General features: G+C 43.3%; 19 protein-coding genes, 1 rRNA gene and 1 riboswitch. Of the genes, 7 read left to right on the top strand and 13 right to left on the bottom strand.

Annotation, left to right across the window (positions count from 1 at the left end):
- The 4 genes from BM210_RS19600 to BM210_RS19585 form a co-directional block, all read right to left on the bottom strand.
- Window positions 1-174: ribosomal RNA gene (locus tag BM210_RS19600) — 16S ribosomal RNA — on the bottom strand; the annotation flags it as partial.
- Window positions 175-603: 429 nt separating this feature from the next.
- A complete protein-coding gene (locus BM210_RS19595) occupies window positions 604-1,377 on the bottom strand; it encodes a thiazole synthase (RefSeq protein WP_091172489.1) in 774 nt (257 codons plus the stop codon).
- Between the two features lie 73 nt (window positions 1,378-1,450).
- Window positions 1,451-1,651, bottom strand: a complete 201-nt coding sequence (thiS, locus tag BM210_RS19590; protein WP_091172487.1) for a sulfur carrier protein ThiS — start codon at window positions 1,649-1,651, stop codon at window positions 1,451-1,453.
- 89 nt (window positions 1,652-1,740) lie between these two features.
- A riboswitch (TPP riboswitch) is annotated at window positions 1,741-1,873 on the bottom strand.
- Between the two features lie 83 nt (window positions 1,874-1,956).
- Window positions 1,957-2,826: a nucleotidyltransferase-like protein gene (locus tag BM210_RS19585; RefSeq protein WP_091172485.1), complete on the bottom strand. Its 870-nt coding sequence runs from the start codon at window positions 2,824-2,826 to the stop codon at window positions 1,957-1,959.
- Window positions 2,827-2,940: 114 nt separating this feature from the next.
- Here BM210_RS19585 and BM210_RS19580 point away from each other — a divergent pair, with 114 nt between their 5' ends.
- Window positions 2,941-3,282 carry a DUF2614 family zinc ribbon-containing protein gene (locus tag BM210_RS19580; protein ID WP_091172483.1) on the top strand — a complete coding sequence of 114 codons (342 nt, stop codon included), beginning with the start codon at window positions 2,941-2,943 and terminating at the stop codon, window positions 3,280-3,282.
- Between the two features lie 123 nt (window positions 3,283-3,405).
- Here BM210_RS19580 and BM210_RS19575 read toward each other — a convergent pair whose 3' ends face one another.
- From BM210_RS19575 to BM210_RS19550, 6 genes are all read right to left on the bottom strand, one after another.
- Window positions 3,406-5,148, bottom strand: a complete 1,743-nt coding sequence (locus tag BM210_RS19575; RefSeq protein ID WP_091172481.1) for a glycosyl hydrolase family 18 protein — start codon at window positions 5,146-5,148, stop codon at window positions 3,406-3,408.
- A gap of 123 nt (window positions 5,149-5,271) precedes the next feature.
- Entirely contained in the window at window positions 5,272-5,706 is a 435-nt protein-coding gene (locus BM210_RS19570) for a Fur family transcriptional regulator (protein ID WP_091172479.1), read from the bottom strand.
- 122 nt (window positions 5,707-5,828) lie between these two features.
- Entirely contained in the window at window positions 5,829-7,085 is a 1,257-nt protein-coding gene (locus tag BM210_RS19565; RefSeq protein ID WP_091172477.1) for a DUF4097 family beta strand repeat-containing protein, read from the bottom strand.
- Window positions 7,086-7,293: 208 nt separating this feature from the next.
- Complete coding sequence (locus BM210_RS19560; protein WP_091172474.1) at window positions 7,294-7,923, bottom strand: hypothetical protein; 630 nt, start codon at window positions 7,921-7,923, stop codon at window positions 7,294-7,296.
- 33 nt (window positions 7,924-7,956) lie between these two features.
- The gene (locus tag BM210_RS19555; RefSeq protein WP_091172472.1) at window positions 7,957-8,439 is read right to left on the bottom strand and encodes an anti-sigma factor family protein; all 483 of its coding nucleotides are present in this window, start codon (window positions 8,437-8,439) and stop codon (window positions 7,957-7,959) included.
- Window positions 8,390-8,992, bottom strand: a complete 603-nt coding sequence (locus BM210_RS19550) for an RNA polymerase sigma factor (RefSeq protein WP_091172470.1) — start codon at window positions 8,990-8,992, stop codon at window positions 8,390-8,392. The genes BM210_RS19555 and BM210_RS19550 overlap by 50 nt, the downstream gene beginning before the upstream one ends.
- Window positions 8,993-9,211: 219 nt before the next feature.
- Here BM210_RS19550 and BM210_RS19545 point away from each other — a divergent pair, with 219 nt between their 5' ends.
- The gene (locus tag BM210_RS19545; protein WP_091172467.1) at window positions 9,212-10,126 is read left to right on the top strand and encodes a Rossmann-fold NAD(P)-binding domain-containing protein; all 915 of its coding nucleotides are present in this window, start codon (window positions 9,212-9,214) and stop codon (window positions 10,124-10,126) included.
- 506 nt (window positions 10,127-10,632) lie between these two features.
- Window positions 10,633-12,363 (top strand): hypothetical protein, encoded by a 1,731-nt coding sequence (locus BM210_RS19540; RefSeq protein WP_091172466.1) that lies wholly within the window; start codon window positions 10,633-10,635, stop codon window positions 12,361-12,363.
- Here the strand turns inward: BM210_RS19540 and BM210_RS19535 are convergent.
- Window positions 12,339-12,800, bottom strand: coding sequence for a GNAT family N-acetyltransferase (locus tag BM210_RS19535; protein ID WP_091172463.1), 462 nt, complete (start codon window positions 12,798-12,800; stop codon window positions 12,339-12,341). The two genes, BM210_RS19540 and BM210_RS19535, sit on opposite strands and share 25 nt — an antisense overlap.
- Window positions 12,801-13,100: 300 nt before the next feature.
- On the opposite strand from BM210_RS19535, the gene BM210_RS19530 reads away from it, so the two are divergent.
- The 3 genes from BM210_RS19530 to BM210_RS19520 are packed head-to-tail and all read left to right on the top strand — an operon-like array spanning window position 13,101 to window position 14,751.
- Complete coding sequence (locus tag BM210_RS19530) at window positions 13,101-13,580, top strand: chromate efflux transcriptional regulator ChrS (protein WP_091172461.1); 480 nt, start codon at window positions 13,101-13,103, stop codon at window positions 13,578-13,580.
- Window positions 13,581-13,630: 50 nt separating this feature from the next.
- Window positions 13,631-14,200, top strand: a complete 570-nt coding sequence (locus BM210_RS19525; RefSeq protein WP_256223824.1) for a chromate efflux transporter ChrB — start codon at window positions 13,631-13,633, stop codon at window positions 14,198-14,200.
- A 17-nt stretch (window positions 14,201-14,217) separates the two neighbouring features.
- Entirely contained in the window at window positions 14,218-14,751 is a 534-nt protein-coding gene (locus tag BM210_RS19520; RefSeq protein WP_091172457.1) for a chromate efflux transporter ChrA, read from the top strand.
- 50 nt (window positions 14,752-14,801) lie between these two features.
- On the opposite strand, the gene BM210_RS19515 is transcribed toward BM210_RS19520, so the two are convergent.
- Both BM210_RS19515 and BM210_RS19510 read right to left on the bottom strand, forming a co-directional pair.
- Entirely contained in the window at window positions 14,802-15,533 is a 732-nt protein-coding gene (locus BM210_RS19515) for a stalk domain-containing protein (protein ID WP_091172455.1), read from the bottom strand.
- Window positions 15,534-15,817: 284 nt separating this feature from the next.
- Entirely contained in the window at window positions 15,818-16,201 is a 384-nt protein-coding gene (locus BM210_RS19510) for a transcriptional activator HxlR (RefSeq protein ID WP_091172452.1), read from the bottom strand.
- Window positions 16,202-16,359: 158 nt separating this feature from the next.
- Between BM210_RS19510 and hxlA the strand changes: the two genes are divergently transcribed.
- Complete coding sequence (hxlA, locus tag BM210_RS19505) at window positions 16,360-16,992, top strand: 3-hexulose-6-phosphate synthase (protein ID WP_091172450.1); 633 nt, start codon at window positions 16,360-16,362, stop codon at window positions 16,990-16,992.
- Window positions 16,993-16,997: the final 5 nt, after the last annotated feature.

The raw sequence follows: 16,997 nt of genomic DNA, 5'->3' as shown, positions 1-16,997 counted from the left end.
CTTATCCGGTCTTAGCTACCGTTTCCGGTAGTTATCCCGATCCTGCAGGCAGGTTGCCTACGTGTTACTCACCCGTCCGCCGCTAACTGTTCCCGAAGGAACAATCCGCTCGACTTGCATGTATTAGGCACGCCGCCAGCGTTCGTCCTGAGCCAGGATCAAACTCTCCATTAAGGTAGAACTTGAATTGCACTCATTCGTCTTGCTGGCGAGAATTTGCATTCTCTTGTACTGCTATTTTACTCACTCGTTGATTCAGTTTTCAAAGGACAATCGATTATGTGTCGTGCATTTCAAAAGCTGTGAAATGCGCCCGTTCCAATTAAGTTGAAATAATAATTTAATTTTAGCGGCGACTTTCTTAATATACCACATTAACTCACTTCAATGCAAGTGTTATTTTTTTATTTCTAAACTTCGTAACACTTCGTCAGCTCGTTATTGCTTGTACCGTTTTTAGCGGCGAGAAGTAATGTATCATATACTCTCAATGTAAGTCAAGCACTAATTTAAAAATAATATTCAAGGGAGAAAAGAGCCTGCCATTCATCAAGCAAACGCTCCATTCTCCCAAGAATTATCATGTCCAAACGTAGCGGTTATTTATTCAATCATACCTTCAACGGGGCTGCTTGCTGAAGCGTAACGTTTCTTTGCTATACGTCCAGCTAAATAACCTTTGCGTCCCGCAATAACAGCTAGCTTGAAAGCTTCGGCCATTAAAACAGGATCTTGAGCGCCTGAAACAGCTGTATTTAGTAAAACTCCATCCGCACCAAGCTCCATAGCCAAAGCAGCGTCTGATGGGCCACCAATGCCAGCGTCAACAATAACCGGTACTTTGGCCTCCTCGATGATAAAACGCAGCATATTAGGGTTGACTATGCCTTGTCCGGAGCCGATAGGCGATGCACCTGGCATAACCGCAGCAGCACCGGCCTCTTGAAGCTTGCGCGCCAATATGGGATCATCAGATGTGTATGGCAGCACGATAAAACCGAGATCAACCAATATTTTGGTTGCCTCTAATGTACCGATTGGATCAGGCAGCAGCGTTCTAGGGTCACCGATAACTTCAACTTTAATCATATCGCATAGACCTGTAGCTCGAGCAAGCTTGGCGATCCGAACTGCTTCTTCTACACTAAAAGCACCTGCAGTGTTGGGAAGCAGCGTGAACTTTTTCAAATCAAGCGTTTCTAGAAAATTAGGTGCTTCCGGATTATCGATAGGCAATCTACGAATAGCAAACGTTAAAACATCAGCCTCGGAAGCTTGCACAGCCAAATTTTGTATGCCAAGATCCGTAAATTTTCCGGTTCCCAACAGCAGTCTGGATTTAAACTCATACGGTCCTATTTTTAATACATCACTCATTACTCATACCCCCAAAGTTCGTTCATATAACTCTCATAGGCAAAAACACTCCACGGAAACTCTGAACAGACGTTTAGCCCCCACCTACAAAATGGACGATTTCCAGCTTATCTCCATCCTTCAATGCCGTATCGGCATATGCAGCACGGTCAATAATGTCTCGATTCAACTCTATAACTAAGATTTTTTGTTCAAGTTTAAATAGAGTTAATAACTCGGCGACCGTAGAAAGCTGTTCCACCTCTCGCTCTTCTCCATTAATAGTTAATTGCACAAAAAGCACCTGCCTTTCTATTCAAAATCAACAAAAAAACCAACCGCATAGGTTGGTTGACTTCGCAATTAACACCCAAAAGCAGCAGGTTCTTCGCTCGTCCACTTCCCTACGCTGGTATCATCCAGAAGCATACTTGCCGCATGCCGATCAGGTTCCAAGGGTCAAGGAATGTGTTTCCTTATCTCAGCCTCACCATCAGAGGCTCCCCCAGTGGGTATTCAATTATGGATATTATATCAAAAATAAGGCTGTTTGTCGCGTCCAATAACTCAATAAAAAAGCTAAATTCGACCTGCCTTGAATTAATTATGTGTATAGCGGATTTCCAGTAACGAAACATCTGTGTCCATTGCATAGATAACTTCTTTAGCCAACTGTTTTCTTACTAGCTTATTCAGTAATAACGGGAGCTCCAGCTTAATATCGATGAGCACCTCTGACATCTGCAGCTCCTGCAGACTCCATGCTTCTGCACGGCTTGAAAGCAGATCGAGAACTCTTTTACAGCAACGCTCCATCTTGGACATGACTGAAAATTCACACGCCAGCAGCACAAGTTGAACCCTTTGTTTAATGGTTTCCTTGCTCATGGTCAGCTCTTCGTACAGCTTGTATACACCCGGATTAATCCCCTTGATCTGACGCCAAACCGTGACCTCAGGATGAAAACCCGCTTCGATAATGACGATCCTCGCCCAGTGATGGAGCGCCTCTAGGATGTTATTGTACGCATCCAGCGAATGATCTTCCAATATGTATTCCTTGCTTTGCAAGTATCTCCTTAAAAATTTTGAAAACTCAATCAACAGCTTATGCTCTCGTAATTCCATAGGGAATTCCAGCGTGCGGTGACGTAACGTTTCCAAATACAGGTTATGATCCAGAAGAATCTCTCCTTTTAAGATCCAGAAGATAAGATTGCGATGCTCTCCATGTAATATAAAATAGTCTAATGTTGCCGGACTGATCCAACGTTCTTGTATACGGCGGTTGTCTTTTATATAATGATATTGTTGATCTGTTTTCTGGACTTCATTCGAAATGACAAGCAGCAGGAGATCAAAGCCATCGGTTACCGCTGAAAAAATAGACGGATTGTCTACGGCCAGCAGACTGGTGACTGCTTCATTCTCTCGGAGCCTGGCAACCAGCTGTTCCTTTATGGCATTCATCGCTGCAGCCTCCTATATGATTTCATGATACAACATATTTCTACAAAAAGAGGCGGTTTCCTGCATGCATCAAGTGACAATTTTCACAATTTATCCGAAAGTAGATGTGAACCTATGAAATTCAAATCAAGTAAAGTTAATGAGTTCAGGCTTTGGGGTCTGCTGCTAACTATGGGCGGAATGCTGCTCATGATTGTGGGCTTGGCCGGGATTGTATTTAATTGGGGGACTGCTGGCAAGATTATGGCGGGTATCTTTATGGTTGTAGGCGCTATAGCCATGCTAGCAAGTATGGCGGTATATTTCTGGGCGGGTATGATGTCCACCAGCACAACCGTCATCGAATGTCCGGAATGCGGTAAACCCACAAAAATGCTGGGGAAAACAGACCGCTGCATGTTTTGCAAAACGATTCTTTCTCTGGATCCCAAGCATGACCCTAACGCAAGCGTATAATGGAACTAACCCTAAAGTTTGGCTTTATAACATCGTAAAAAAAACCGACCTTCAATGCCACAGTGGCAAAGAAAAGTCGGTTTTTTCCTTATTGATTGCGTATAAGTGCAGCTTAATGGGGGCTTACTGCAAGGAATTATTAATCAAACTCCAGATCGGCGGAAGCTCATAACCTCTGCGCCAGGAGGCGATTCCGGCCAATTGGTACTTTTTCACCAAATCAACCCTTGCTTTCATGGATACTTCGTCCTCCATCCAAATCCGGTTCAGCTTGCCGTCTTCCTTGTATTCCACATAATTTTGTCCTGCTTCCGGTAAAAATTGAGGCGTTAAATTTTTTTCTTTAATAATTCGTGTTTGAGCTTCCATAAAAACAGCTCTGGAGCTAACCTTCGTCTTCCCACTTACCTGCTCCTCAGTCCAAATCCGCGTGTAAAAAGGAACGCCCAGAATCAGCTTGGAGGCAGGGATTTTATCCTCACTCATCATTCTAGTCAGACTTTTTTCTACCCATGGCAATGAAGCTACCGATCCAGAGGTAGGGCTGCTTGCCCAAAATTCGTCGTAAGCCATCAACATCATATAATCAAGTGATTCTATAAGTGCTTTGCGATCATAAAACATCGACCACATTTCATTTGTTGATTTGGGGGTTACGTCCATCGAAACGATCAGCCCCTGCTCATGCATGAGTGGAACCATTTCACGAACAAACTGCACCAACACTTCTTTGTCCGAAAGATTTACATTTTCAAAGTCAATGTTGATACCCTGAAGCGAATATAGCTGTGCGTAGCTAAGCAGCTGCTTGATCATCTTCATTCTTTTGTCATAAGTAGAAAGAGCTTCTGTCGTGCGTTTGGGCTCAAAACCGTTGCTGAACAGTCCCCACACCTGTATGTTGTTGTCATGTGCCCATTTGATATAAGCGGGGTCCCCGATATTCTTGATCGTGCCTTGGCCATCCTCCAGAGAGAACCAGGTTGGACTTACGACATCCAAGCCGGGCATCGGCGTAAACTTGCTCGTATCGGGATTTTTGTTAAAAACTTGCTCCCAGGTCATATTAATTTTACCTGTAATCGGTTTTGCGGGAACAAAGCTTGGTGGAGGCGCTTGCTTCGGAAGCGTTTCCTGTCGGTCCGGCTTCAGGTGCTCCTTTTTCACAAAACCAATATAGCCGCTGCTAAGTTGAATACGATACCATTGGGGATTGTCGTCAGACCAGATCATCACGGATTCGTCCTGCTTGATATCAACAAGGATCGGCGATTTAATGGCGGCCTCTTTGCGCATAGGAATGGTTTTGGAAGGCTTATTGGGATATACTGCGGTTTTGCCCCACTCCAAAACATCTCCTTCTTTAACCAGGATCACCGCACCGGTCTCGGGTGATTCACGAAGCTCAATGGGATAAAGCTGTTTAATTGGCTCCATTGGTAAATAAAGGGTGCCATCTACTTTCTCCAGTGGAAATTTCAGCGTAAACGGTTTCTCATTCAGCATACCCGTTAATTGACTCGTTCTTAAACGAATGACTTTATCCTGTGTCGTAATGATGGTCGATTCGCTCGCTGATTCATGAATCATGCTTGGATCTATCAGTTCCTTCACCGTGTCATATGGCAGCTTGAGACTTTCCTCTTTACCCGCTGCAGGCTTCTCCAGCATTTCACCCTTGTAAAAGATAGGCTTCACTAGACCTGCAAATGTTGGCTGCTCATGCTTACCGGTAGGTACGTATTTGGCCCAATAATAACCAAAGCTCACACCTAACAAAATGACGATTAACAATAATAACAATACAACACGTAATTTCTTTGATTTTCTTGGCTTCAATAGGTCGTTCGAGTAACCCGATTCCATCGCTTCACTCCCATGATGACGATATGGACAACACAAAAAGAACGCGTCCCATGCCCTTGTCCAGCAAGGCGCTTGGGACACGTCCATTATACCGCAAATCCGGCTGGTCGTCTTGTTAACTTGCTATACTTGTCTTGCTGATGCGCAATCGGTACATAATCCATATACTTCTACGCGATGGCTTTTGATCAAAAAACCTGTTTCCAATCCCGCCGTTATTTCCAAATCGTTCAATGGTTTGTAAGCGAAATCGACCAATTTACCACATTCTTCACAGAGCGCATGATAATGATCGGACATATCCGCATCAAAACGCGCAGAATGGTCACCGTAGGTCATTTCTCTTACAAGTCCCAGCTCAGTATATACTTTTAAATTGTTATAGACCGTAGCCACACTCATACTTGGGTACCGTGGAGCTAGGGCTTTGTAAATCTCATCCGCTGTCGGATGTGTCATGGTATTCAGCAAAAAGGCGAGAATTGCATGTCTTTGAGGGGTCATGCGTACGCCAGTCGCCTTCAGCTTTGTTAACGCTTGCTCCATTCGTGAATCCATGCTGTCTCACCGCCTAACATTCAATAAAAGGTTATCGCCTCATTTTAAGCGGGTTTCAAGCTATTTGTCAATGTACAGATGGATACTAACTGTAAAAATTATTCCATTGTGAATGAATATCTTTAATTAGCCTCACGTATCGTTAAGGAGCCCTTCGTCTTCAATTTAATCAGATTTTTGCCGCTGCCGATCATACCTTCTATGTTATCCTTGCGGACTTGCAATGGTAAGGCAATTTGGACATCGCTACTTTTTGCCTCTCCTTTAACCCTGTAATCGCCAGTTGAAGGAAGGGCAAGCTTCATAGTGCCATGGCTCGTTTTCAGATCCCATTCTCCGCTTACGGTATGACTGGTTACTTCCAGAGTTCCGTTGGTTGTTTCAGCATTTAATGCTCGCAATGCCTCTGCAATTTTAATATTGCCATTCGTTGTTTCAGCTTTAATAGATCCCGTTACACCTGTTACACTCAGCTTCCCGTTAGTAGACTCCAGCTGTGCATCCCCCTCGTGATTGCCAACATCAATAGATCCATTTGTGGTTTGCAGCTTTAAACGACCTTTGGTGGTGCTGGTTGAGACACGAGCATTCGTCGATTCCAGATCAATATCGGCTTCGATATCCGTCAGTTGAATTTCTCCGTTGGTATTGCGGACTTTGAACTGCTTTTTAAGTGCAAGTTGATCAGCTTTAAGACGACCATTGGTCAATTCAATGTCCATATTGGCCTGCAGCTGGGCTGGGACCGTAATAATCAAATCCATTGCCGGCCGCTTCCTCGACCAAAATTCTCCGCCGTACTCTCCTCCCTCCGTGTTCAGTTTAAGTGTTTGTCCACTAAAGCTCTGCTTGATCTTAGTTTGATTAGCAACCTCTGCGGCTTCCTTCTCATTATCTAAAGCCACATAAACGGTGGCCTCAATTTGCAGTTGACTGCCGCTCCCCGATTGAATCGTAATACTACCGCTGCTGTTATTGCTTATAGATATGCGGTCAAGACCCGGCTGAATTGGGATGAGGACAGCTTCTTTTTGAAATTTGCGACCTTCTCCACCCATAGTGGAAGAAACAAACGATTTACCGAAATCCAAGTTACTAAACCAATTGTGGAACAAAACAGATGTATTCGTGCTTCCGATCACAACAGCAGAAATTAGAACGGCAAATACAACCCCTCGAAGATCCAGCCGCAGTTGTTTATCACTTTCGCCATATCTCATATTCAATAAAATGTACTCAAGTCCAAGTGAGATAAACAGTATCGGCCACCAATCTACCAAAAGTGCCGTCAGGCTTGAGCCCACGTACTTGTCTATAATCACAGCTGAGCCAACCGCCATCAATAATAATGCCGCTGTATAACGGCCTGCTTTACGCATGGGTCACACCTCCTAAAAGTTTGCTTTAGCAAACTTGCATCGTAAGCTTAAACTTTGTTTTGCATGGCAAAACTGACTTCGCAAGCATATTCTTAGTTTGCTTTAGCAAACTTGCATCGTAAGCATATTCTTCGTTTTGCATGGCAAAACTGACTTCGTAAGCATCCTATGTGGCTAGCTTGAGCAATCCTACCTGAACAGGATGTTATTATTTTTTCGTAGATTCCTTAAAGAACATAAAGACACCAATCACAATTAACAGAATTGCACCGATGGATGAGCCCAGCATATCAAAAATTTGATTGAGCCAAGCCGGCTTGCTGCTAATTAGAAAAAGGAAAATCCCCCCGATTACGAGTACGTATCCAAGTGGACTGCCTTTAGTCAGCTTTTTAAAGGGCTGCTTCAGTTCGTCGCCTGCATCATTCATAGGGTTGGAGTAAGCACCGTTCCACTGTCCATTCACATTGTCCGTTTGCTGCAGCGCATCAAAAATATTGTAAAAATAAATCACAGGCACAAACAACGAGAACAGGACGATCAACGGAATGCTGGTGCTTGAGCTTGTTGAAAAAAACACGATAGCAAATATGTTCATGATGAGCAGCAGCATAATCGTCATCCCCCGCTGCATCAGCCCCAAATAAAGCAAACCGGTTCCGGGAATCAAAAATGAGAGCAGGCCGGCTATAAATTTATTTTTACGAGGAGCTTTTCGAAAGGGGTCATATGGCGGCTCTTGCTTAGATGCATTCCAACGCTCCATACGTTCTTTTAAAAATGCTTCTTCCTTTTCCATATCGAAATTAGCAGAATGATTATTTTTTTCTTCTTCCATATTCGTGTAATTCCTCCGTTCATTAGGTATGGGTTAAGAAGTCAAGTACAACGATATTTGTTGAACTGTATTGCCAATCTCCATAAACGTGCTTTGTATACCTTCTCCCCAATCGCCTGCATTGATAGATATGATTTTCCCCATAATTCCTGAGCTAATAAACAGATAGGTTGCTGCTGTAGCGATCAATCCATTAATCAATTCAGACCGCCAAAGACGACTTCGAGAAGCAGCTGACTTAGGCTTGCGGGTATGGCTGGACGCTGATAAGCGTTCGTCAAAATGCTCATTCGACTCCTCGCGAATTCTTTGCATGACCCTATCCTCCAACCCAGAGACAGGCGCAAGCACATCCATGTTGTTCAAAAACTCCTCCAGATTCAGATACGTATGCAGACGGGCCCGACAGCCGGAGCAAATATGAATATGCTGTTGAATTCGCTTATATTCGAGCTCGGAGCAAGCTCTATTTAGGAATCGTTGAAGCTGTCGATCGTTCGGATGCTGACTGTTCAAGGTTACGTACCTCCTGCCATTTTTGTTTGAGCAAGGACTTGCCGCGGTAAAGGCGGGTTTCGATGGTTTTGAGAGGAAGCTGGGTCACCTCTGCTATTTCCTGATAGGACAGCTGTTTATAGTGATACAAATAAAGAATCAATCTGTATTTGTCAGGCAGCTCCGATAGAAGCTGTTGAACCGTCAGCCGTTCTTCCTTTTGCAAGGCCATCGCTTCGGGTTCTTCCTGCTTGTTGATGAGCCAACCCTTCATTTTGTCTAAAATAGCTTCATACGGTCTGCGCCGCTGTGCTCTGCGATAGTCCGTTACCAAATTGGTCGTTAATCGGTATAACCATGTTGTGAATTTGGCATCCCCCCGAAATTGAGCTAATGAACGATAAAGCTTGATAAAAATATCCTGTGTCAAATCCTCGGCGGTCTCACGATGTTCAACCATACGATAAACAAGCGTATAAATGTATCCTTTATGACGCTCTATGAGCAGCCGGTATGCTTCTTCATCGCCTTGACGGATCTGATCCACCAGCTGCTCATCCGTCAATTGTTCCATCGTTTCACCGCCTTTAATCTTGGTTATACTTTGTTAGACGCGCACTGTACCACTACCCCTTCAAAAAGGGAAGAACACTTCTAAATAAAAAACAGACATCAAAGTATAACACATTGCTGCTTAAATTTTGCGGAACGCATTGACAGTTTTATACAATCCAATTAAAATGAATTTATATACATTTTATTGTATAATTATTCATATTGAAGGTGGTCAGTGATGAAACATCTATTGACTTTAAAAGAACTGAACGAACATGAACTGCTGTCGATTATTCAAAAAGCGGTTGAACTTAAGAAAAAACCTGATAAGTTCTTTCAGGCATGTTTTAGAAAAGGTCTGCTTATGCTTTTTCAAAAGACATCTACAAGAACAAATTTATCCTTTCAATCCGGCATGAATCAAATGGGCGGCTATTGTGTACCGATGGATTGGGATTCAAGCAACTTCAGTCTTTCTCCCATTCAATATGAAGTCCGGTATGCTTCGAGAAATTGCGATCTCATCATGGCCCGATTAAAAAATCATGCCGATGTACTTCAGCTTGCCGCGTATTCCAGTGTACCTGTAATCAATGGCTGTTGTGAACAATACCATCCATGCCAAGCTTTGGCAGACTTGATGACGATTTATGAAGTATCTGGGTCCTTTCGCAATGTAACTCTTACTTACGTAGGTATTCACAACAATGTAGCTAATTCCTTAATTATAGGCTGCTTAACCTTAGGCATCAAACTGTTATTAGTGACACCAATCATTAATGAGGCCTCCTGGGATGAGGAGCTTATGCTTACCGCCCTTCAAAGCGGTCATATTCAAACCATAAATACCTTATCAGAAGCCATCTCACAATCTGATTATGTCTATACCGACACTTGGATTGATATGGAGCATTTTCACGAAATCGAATACCAAGCAGAAAAACAGCGAAGAATCCAAACGATGATGCCTTTTCAAATCAATAAAACTAACTTATCCGGCTACTCTCCTTATATCATGCACGATATGCCGATCCATCCCGGGTACGAAATTGAGGAAGCTTTAATCGAATCGGAAACATCCATCATTTATCAACAGGCCGAAAACCGCATGCATGCCCAAAAAGCTTTAATGCTGCACCTTCTGAACAATTAGTAACTACCGCCATACAAAAGTTGTAGGTTCAAAAATAGCCTTTGGTAGGTCTTTGCTCTTGATCTTGCCCTTCACTCTTGCTCGCTCCTTCCCTTCTGTGCCCTTTGCCTGACGAGCCCCTACTTGAGGGGCAATGTCAGGCAGCACTTCGCTCTTACCCTGTTACTACCTCTATTCACCCAAAGAAAAGCGTGTTCCGCAGGAACGAAAGCGAGCACAAAACACCCCTATTCCGCTCACCAGCCTACCGCTAGCATCAAGCGTGTCCCATAGGGACAAAAGCGTCCCGAGAACACCACATAGCCGCATACGAACAGAGGGAGTCCAGAGGGCAGCGCCCTTTGGGGCCCTCCCTGTAGGGAGGGTTTGGGAGGGTCCCCCCAAATTAACTGTTGACTTCCCTATGTGGATAGGTAGACTAAATGAAGATTGACCGCACTGTCCAAATGGCAGAAAATAAAATAGATGGTTTAATACCACGATGTAAAGGATAGGAGGAACTTTGAATGATGGCTCTGCCGATTCAAACCATAACAGATCGAAAACTTGCGATTCTAGAACTTGCAGCCAGCAAAGCGATGGAGCTTCCCATCCTGCCAAGTGGCTTCTGGTTCCATAGTGATCTTCGTGATAACTTTTATCATGCTATCCATTTATACGCCTTCACTGTCGATCCTGGGGCCTCTACAGCTTGGTCTAAGGAGAAGCAGGAGGCTGGACTAGCACTCGCTGTAACAATGATCGGTAAGGTGCTATCCCTTCAGGAACAGGACCCTGAGAATCCGATGTATGGACATTGGCCGCTTAATCTGGGCAGCGATCCCGCTGCGGCCAAGCCGCATTCATTGCCGGTAGAGCTTATGGGCTGTCTGTTGATTTTCTTCTATGACAAATACCAGAGCACTCTTCCGATGGAGCTTAAAAGCAATGTCATGATTGCCATTGTGCATATGTATGAAAGCAATGTATATCGCCATCCCTTAAAGCAGCTCAATCATCACGAAGCCAAGCACACCGCCCTCAAGCTGCTGCTGGGTCATCAATTTGATAACAAGGAGCTGTCCGACCAAGGCTTGCAATATGCCAAACAGCAGCTTCAGCATATTCAGAAATTCGGGTTCAAGGAATACGGCGCTTTGCCTTGGCATTGGCATTGGATTCAAGCTTTTATTTGCGTTTGGGAAGTAGTGGAGGATGCTTCTGTTCGCGAAACCGTGAGCCAACTGCTGGATCATTTATGGCAACTGCGTGCAGATGTCTATTTATCGGGCACCTGGGTAGGTGCACAATCTCGCCAATGGCCTCATGATGCGCCCAAAGATAATAATACACTGCTGGATTACATTCAGTTTGGAGACTTCCCACTTCCCAAAGTGATCCCTCGTCTCGAAGGCGCAGCATTGTATACGTATCAGACAGCGGATAAGTTCGTCCAAGCAGCGATTAATCGAAACACTCCCGTTGAAATTGAACGTAAAATCCAGTTCGCTGAAGCCAACAGTCCGGTCACGGAAGAAGCGCATACGTATACGTATATTGCACCTGAATATGCAGTCGGCGGTATTTGGGAACGGCGCGATGAGTATGATAACGAACAGCAGCGCTGGGTGTTGACGCTACCGCTAACGGAAGCAGCAACCGCAGAAGGAGTCAATCAGCTATTCTTCTTTCACCCTGGGAATAAGTATGCTTCCGGTGACGATCGTCATGCAAGCCCATATGGCGAGGTACTGCTTCATAAGGATTCCGTGATTCAATTATGGAAGCTGCCCGTAGATGCTGAGAATGCTTACCCAAGTCTTATCGGGTGTTTACCCAGAGGAGATTGGCGTTTTAATGCAAAAGGTGGATATGGGTGTTTCGAGGGGTTGTATGTATCCTTTTATCTGATGAATCCTTTTACCATAGAGGAAAAGCCGGACCGCATTTCGATAGCCAGCCCGTTTCAAATGGGTACAAACGGTGTGATGGTTGAAGCGATTTCTACTAGAGAAGCCCTTCTGCTTGGCATTGACAGCATAGAAGCTTACGCTGCAGCAATGCAGTCAAAAACGACGACCTCGTTTACAATCGTCGACTCCGAAGACCCGGATAGTGTTGCCATTCATGCCCTTTACACTACACATCGAAATGATGAGTTAAGCCTGTCTGTCGATGCTTTGGGTGTATTTGAACGGACTATTAATGGACAGCCCGTTCAGCTTGAGCATTATCAAATCGATTCGGTTTGTTTATAAAATACGGTCAAAGTAATACCGGGAGAAACCTCAAGCACCTGTGCGGGCTCATAACCATGCTTCTTGTACAATGAAAAAGCAGGCTTGTTGTTCGTGCCGGTCGAAACTTTAATCGGCAATCCGGGAATCGCTAATCCTTCCACAAATTCCAGCAAACGGCTTGCAATGCCGCGGCGAAAATACTGCGGATGCACCATCATACGACAAATCGCCAACTCCTTGGCTGTTTGCTTCATGGAAATTGCACCGGTTAAACGTTTTTCTTCATAATTGCCCAAAAAGCTTTCGCCGCTTTCCTTCAGCGATAGGGGTGAATCCCATAAGGGAGGTATTTCCTTAAAACCGATCATTTGTGCCTCGATTCGATAGGATAACTGCTGCAGCATGAGCAGTTCCAATGCTTGTTTATTATCAGTAAGATCAATTTCACGAATCATAAGAGGACCTCCTGAGCAAAAGCTGAATGCTGGTTAGCCAAAGTATACAACAGCCGCTCGACTTGTTCCACTAACTGGTAATAAAATTGTTACAAAAAAAGCCTTTCACGAGACGTGAAGGGCTTTTTATATTGAGAGGAGTTATTCGCGAGTTTCATTCAATACGAATGAATTTTTATTTATTTGATTGCATTATGTTATTATTTTTTATATATTATTACGTAATGAATGTTTATGAAGTTTATTTCTTTCTTTTCGAATTCAAACAATACCAGAACATGTTATGGAGGAACCTCAATTATGAGCTCAAAGACGGCAGAAGGTGTTAATTCAAATATGGATGAGATCGATCGCAAGATCATTGCGATTTTGCAGCAAAATGGAAGAGCCTCTTATACGGATATTGCCAAGGAAGTGGATCTTTCCAGAGTCGGCGTACAGGCTCGAATTAATGCACTGATGGAAAACGGGACGATTGAGAAAATTACTGCCGTTATTAACCCAGAGAAAATCGGAATCACGGTGTCAGCGTTTTTCAATGTCGAGGTTGAGCCCAAGCATTTGATGGAGGTCGCGGATTGTCTAGCCGATGAACCTGAAGTGAGCAGCCTATACCATATGACCGGTCCGAGTAAGCTTCATATGCATGGATTATTTGCCAGCAACCGTGAAATGGAGCTGTTCCTCCAGAAAAAGCTGTATGTACTTCCTGGTATTACAAGTGTCGATTGTCAGATTTTGATAAAAAGATATAAAAGTCGAATGGGAATGAAGCTGTAGCAGCATACAAACAATCAGTCAATTTATTAAAGTTATGAGGGATGAAGAGGATGAGTATTTATAAGGATTTGATTATTTCCATGTTCAGAACGGGTATGCTTGGCTACGGGGGTGGACCTGCTACTGTGCCCTTGATTCGTTATGATGCGGTGACCCGCTATAAATGGATGCAGGATGAAGAATTCGGTGAGGTGCTGGCGATTGCAAATGCACTGCCCGGTCCCATTGCCACCAAATTGGCTGCTTATCTGGGATACCGTCAAAAGGGTGCGCTCGGTGCTTCCATTGCTGTGCTGGCGCATATTTTACCTACCTGTGTAGGTATGGTAGCTTTACTGTCCATTATTACGGCACTAAGCTCTTCCACGATTATTGCCGGGATGATAGGGGCCGTGACTCCGGTCGTCGCGGTTATGCTCGGCATGATGGCATATGAGTTTGGCGAAAAGGCCGTCAAAGGGTTAGGCAAGGTGTTGGGCGTGCTATTGTTTGTTTTATCCTTTGTGATGCTGCAATTGATCGAATTGCATTCTGCTATCGTTATTGGCATTTTTCTCGCTTATGGTGCTTTTCATTTCCGAGCGCTGGCCCATTTTCGCAAACAAAAAGCTAAGGCTTAGAAAAGGAAGGTTTTCATATGGAATGGCTTAAGCTGTTTTTCGGTTTTTTTCTATCCAACGCGTTAGGTTATGGCGGCGGTCCATCTTCGATCCCACTTATGTATGAAGAAATCGTCAATCATTATCAATGGCTCGATAATATTCAATTTTCCAACATGCTCGCACTCGGCAATATGCTTCCCGGTCCCATTGCAACGAAAATTGCAGCATTTGTCGGATATGAAGCAGGGGGATGGGTCGGCTTCGTCGTCAGTATAATTGCCACGGTTGTCCCCACAGCTGTAGCTCTGATCTGGCTGCTGAACCTGATGCAGCGATTCCGCAAGTCCGATGCCGTCAAGGGTATGACGCTATTGGTTCAACCGGTAATTGCAATTATGATGGTGGTCATGACATGGCAGCTGAGCGCGAACTCCGTGCATGCTATCGGAATATGGCAGTCGCTCGGGATTGCCGCGGTCGCCTATTTTGCTATGGTGATTAAAAAGATTCATCCGGCCTTGGTTATTGTTTGTGCTTTTGTTTATGGGGGTATCTTTTTAGGCGCGTAGTAAAATATGGAGTTTTGTAGGATTGGAAAACGGATAATCGAAGCCGTGCTTTATTTAACATTTATTTGTATCTCGGCCTTTGAGACCATTCGATTGTTAGAAGTATCCCCTTTTAAAAATCCAGCATATACGGTTATTGCATATGCACCTACGGGTAAATAACTAGCATTGGATTTTTCTAAGAACGAATTATAATCTGATTTCATGCCACTTTTTCTATAGTTATATTCTAATATTGTACTTAGTGGGAAACTATTTATTATCTGATTTCCCTTGTTTAATTCATTTATCCTTTGGGAAGTTGCTTGATAACCACCTTCTCTCACTCCTTCTTTATCTGTAATGGAAAAAGTAAGCGTCGGTGAACCATGCTTTATAGTAGTCATTTCTTCACCCTGATAGGCTAGACTAGCCCAAATATGAATAAATTCGTTTGGTTTATACTCACTTTTTTCCGAATGTAGCTCCAAAATAAAATCATCAAACTTGGTTATTGAACTCATAGATGAATATTTTTCTATTGGTTGAAACTGATTGATTGAAACACTCTCGGATTCCTGATTATAAAAAACCTCACCTCCTAATTCTCTAACTATATATCTTAGGGGCACATAAGAAATACCGTTGATATTATAAATTTCGGTTTCTTTGGGTAATTTTTTTTCATTGCCATTCAACAACAAATGGACTGGATACTTGGTTATTTTATCTAATTGATCTGCATTTGTTGTAGATATAAGTGAAACAAATAAAACGCTGGCTACTAACATGAACTTCTTCAAAATAGTTTTCCCTCCTCATAACCAGATCATTTTAAGAACAGGCAATCTCGTGGGGTGTGGAATGAAAATTTTGTAAATTTTGAACTGAGCTTAATATATTAATACATAAAAGTAAACTCATATTAAATGGAGACAAATATCAAATAAACTTTAAAGGTTAACTTTAAAGTCTATTTGATATCCAAGTTAAGCAAAATATAAATCAAAGGCCCAGAATCGGATTAATGGCTGGATCACTACTATCATTGCATAGGATATCGGAAAAACCTGTTCATTGGTAGACTCTAATCTTTGTTGCTATTTTGCAGTGTTAATTCCTTAATTTCAACTTTTTCCTTCGCGACCAGCTCCATATAATTTTTGCCCCAATCATACATTGAAACCAGTATCGGCATCAGACTTTGACCAACTTCAGTGAGCGAATATTCCACTTTGGGCGGCACGACGGGATAAACCTCCCGATGCACGATCAAGTCCTCTTCCAGTTCTCGCAGCTGGCTAACCAGCATTCGTTGGGTGATGTCCGGTATTAGCGATTTCAATTCACCAAAACGCTTGGTCCCCTCTTTGCCCAAATACCACAAAATCAGCATTTTCCACTTACCGCCTATGACACTAAGTGTAAGTTCTTTTTCGCAATTAAATTTCTTCTCATACAGATGTCCCACAAGAATCACTCCTCATTACCCCTATTATAGCCCATAGTATACTTTAAGGCACTATGTAAGATAAATGTGCGTACTTACAATAAAATCTTAATAAAGATATACTAACCCATGTACAAAAGAGAAAAACCAAATCCATTTCATATAGGAGTGACTCAATCATGAAATTGCAATTAGCTCTAGACCTTGTTAATATTCCAGATGCCATTAAATTGGTTAAAGAAGTTGAAGCTTATATCGATATCGTTGAAATAGGAACACCGATCGTTATTAATGAAGGGCTGCACGCAGTAAAAGCAATCAAAGATGCTTATCCGAATTTGCAGGTTTTGGCTGATTTGAAAATTATGGATGCAGGCGGTTATGAGGTCATGAAAGCGTCCGAAGCTGGTGCGGATATCATTACGGTGCTTGGTGCCAGCAATGACGCCACGATCAAAGGTGCTGTAGAAGAAGCACGCAAGCACGGAAAAAGTATTCTTGTGGATATGATCAATGTGAAGGACCTTGAAAAACGCGCTGTCGAAATTGATGCACTGGGTGTTGATTATATTTGTGTACACACAGGCTATGATCTTCAAGCAGCCGGACAAAGTCCTTTTGAAGAGCTTCGTACGGTGAAACGCGTTGTGAAAAATGCCAAAACTGCTGTTGCTGGCGGTATCAAGCTTGGCACCTTGCCAGAGGTTATCCGCGCTCAGCCTGATCTGATCATTGTTGGCGGCGGCATTACCGGACAGGATGATAAAGCGGGTACAGCTGCGGAAATTAGACAATTAATTAACCAAGGTTAATCGAT

The organism is Paenibacillus sp. 1_12 (assembly GCF_900114475.1).
Lineage (GTDB): Bacteria > Bacillota > Bacilli > Paenibacillales > NBRC-103111 > Paenibacillus_S.
This window is presented reverse-complemented; position numbering and strand designations above follow the sequence as displayed.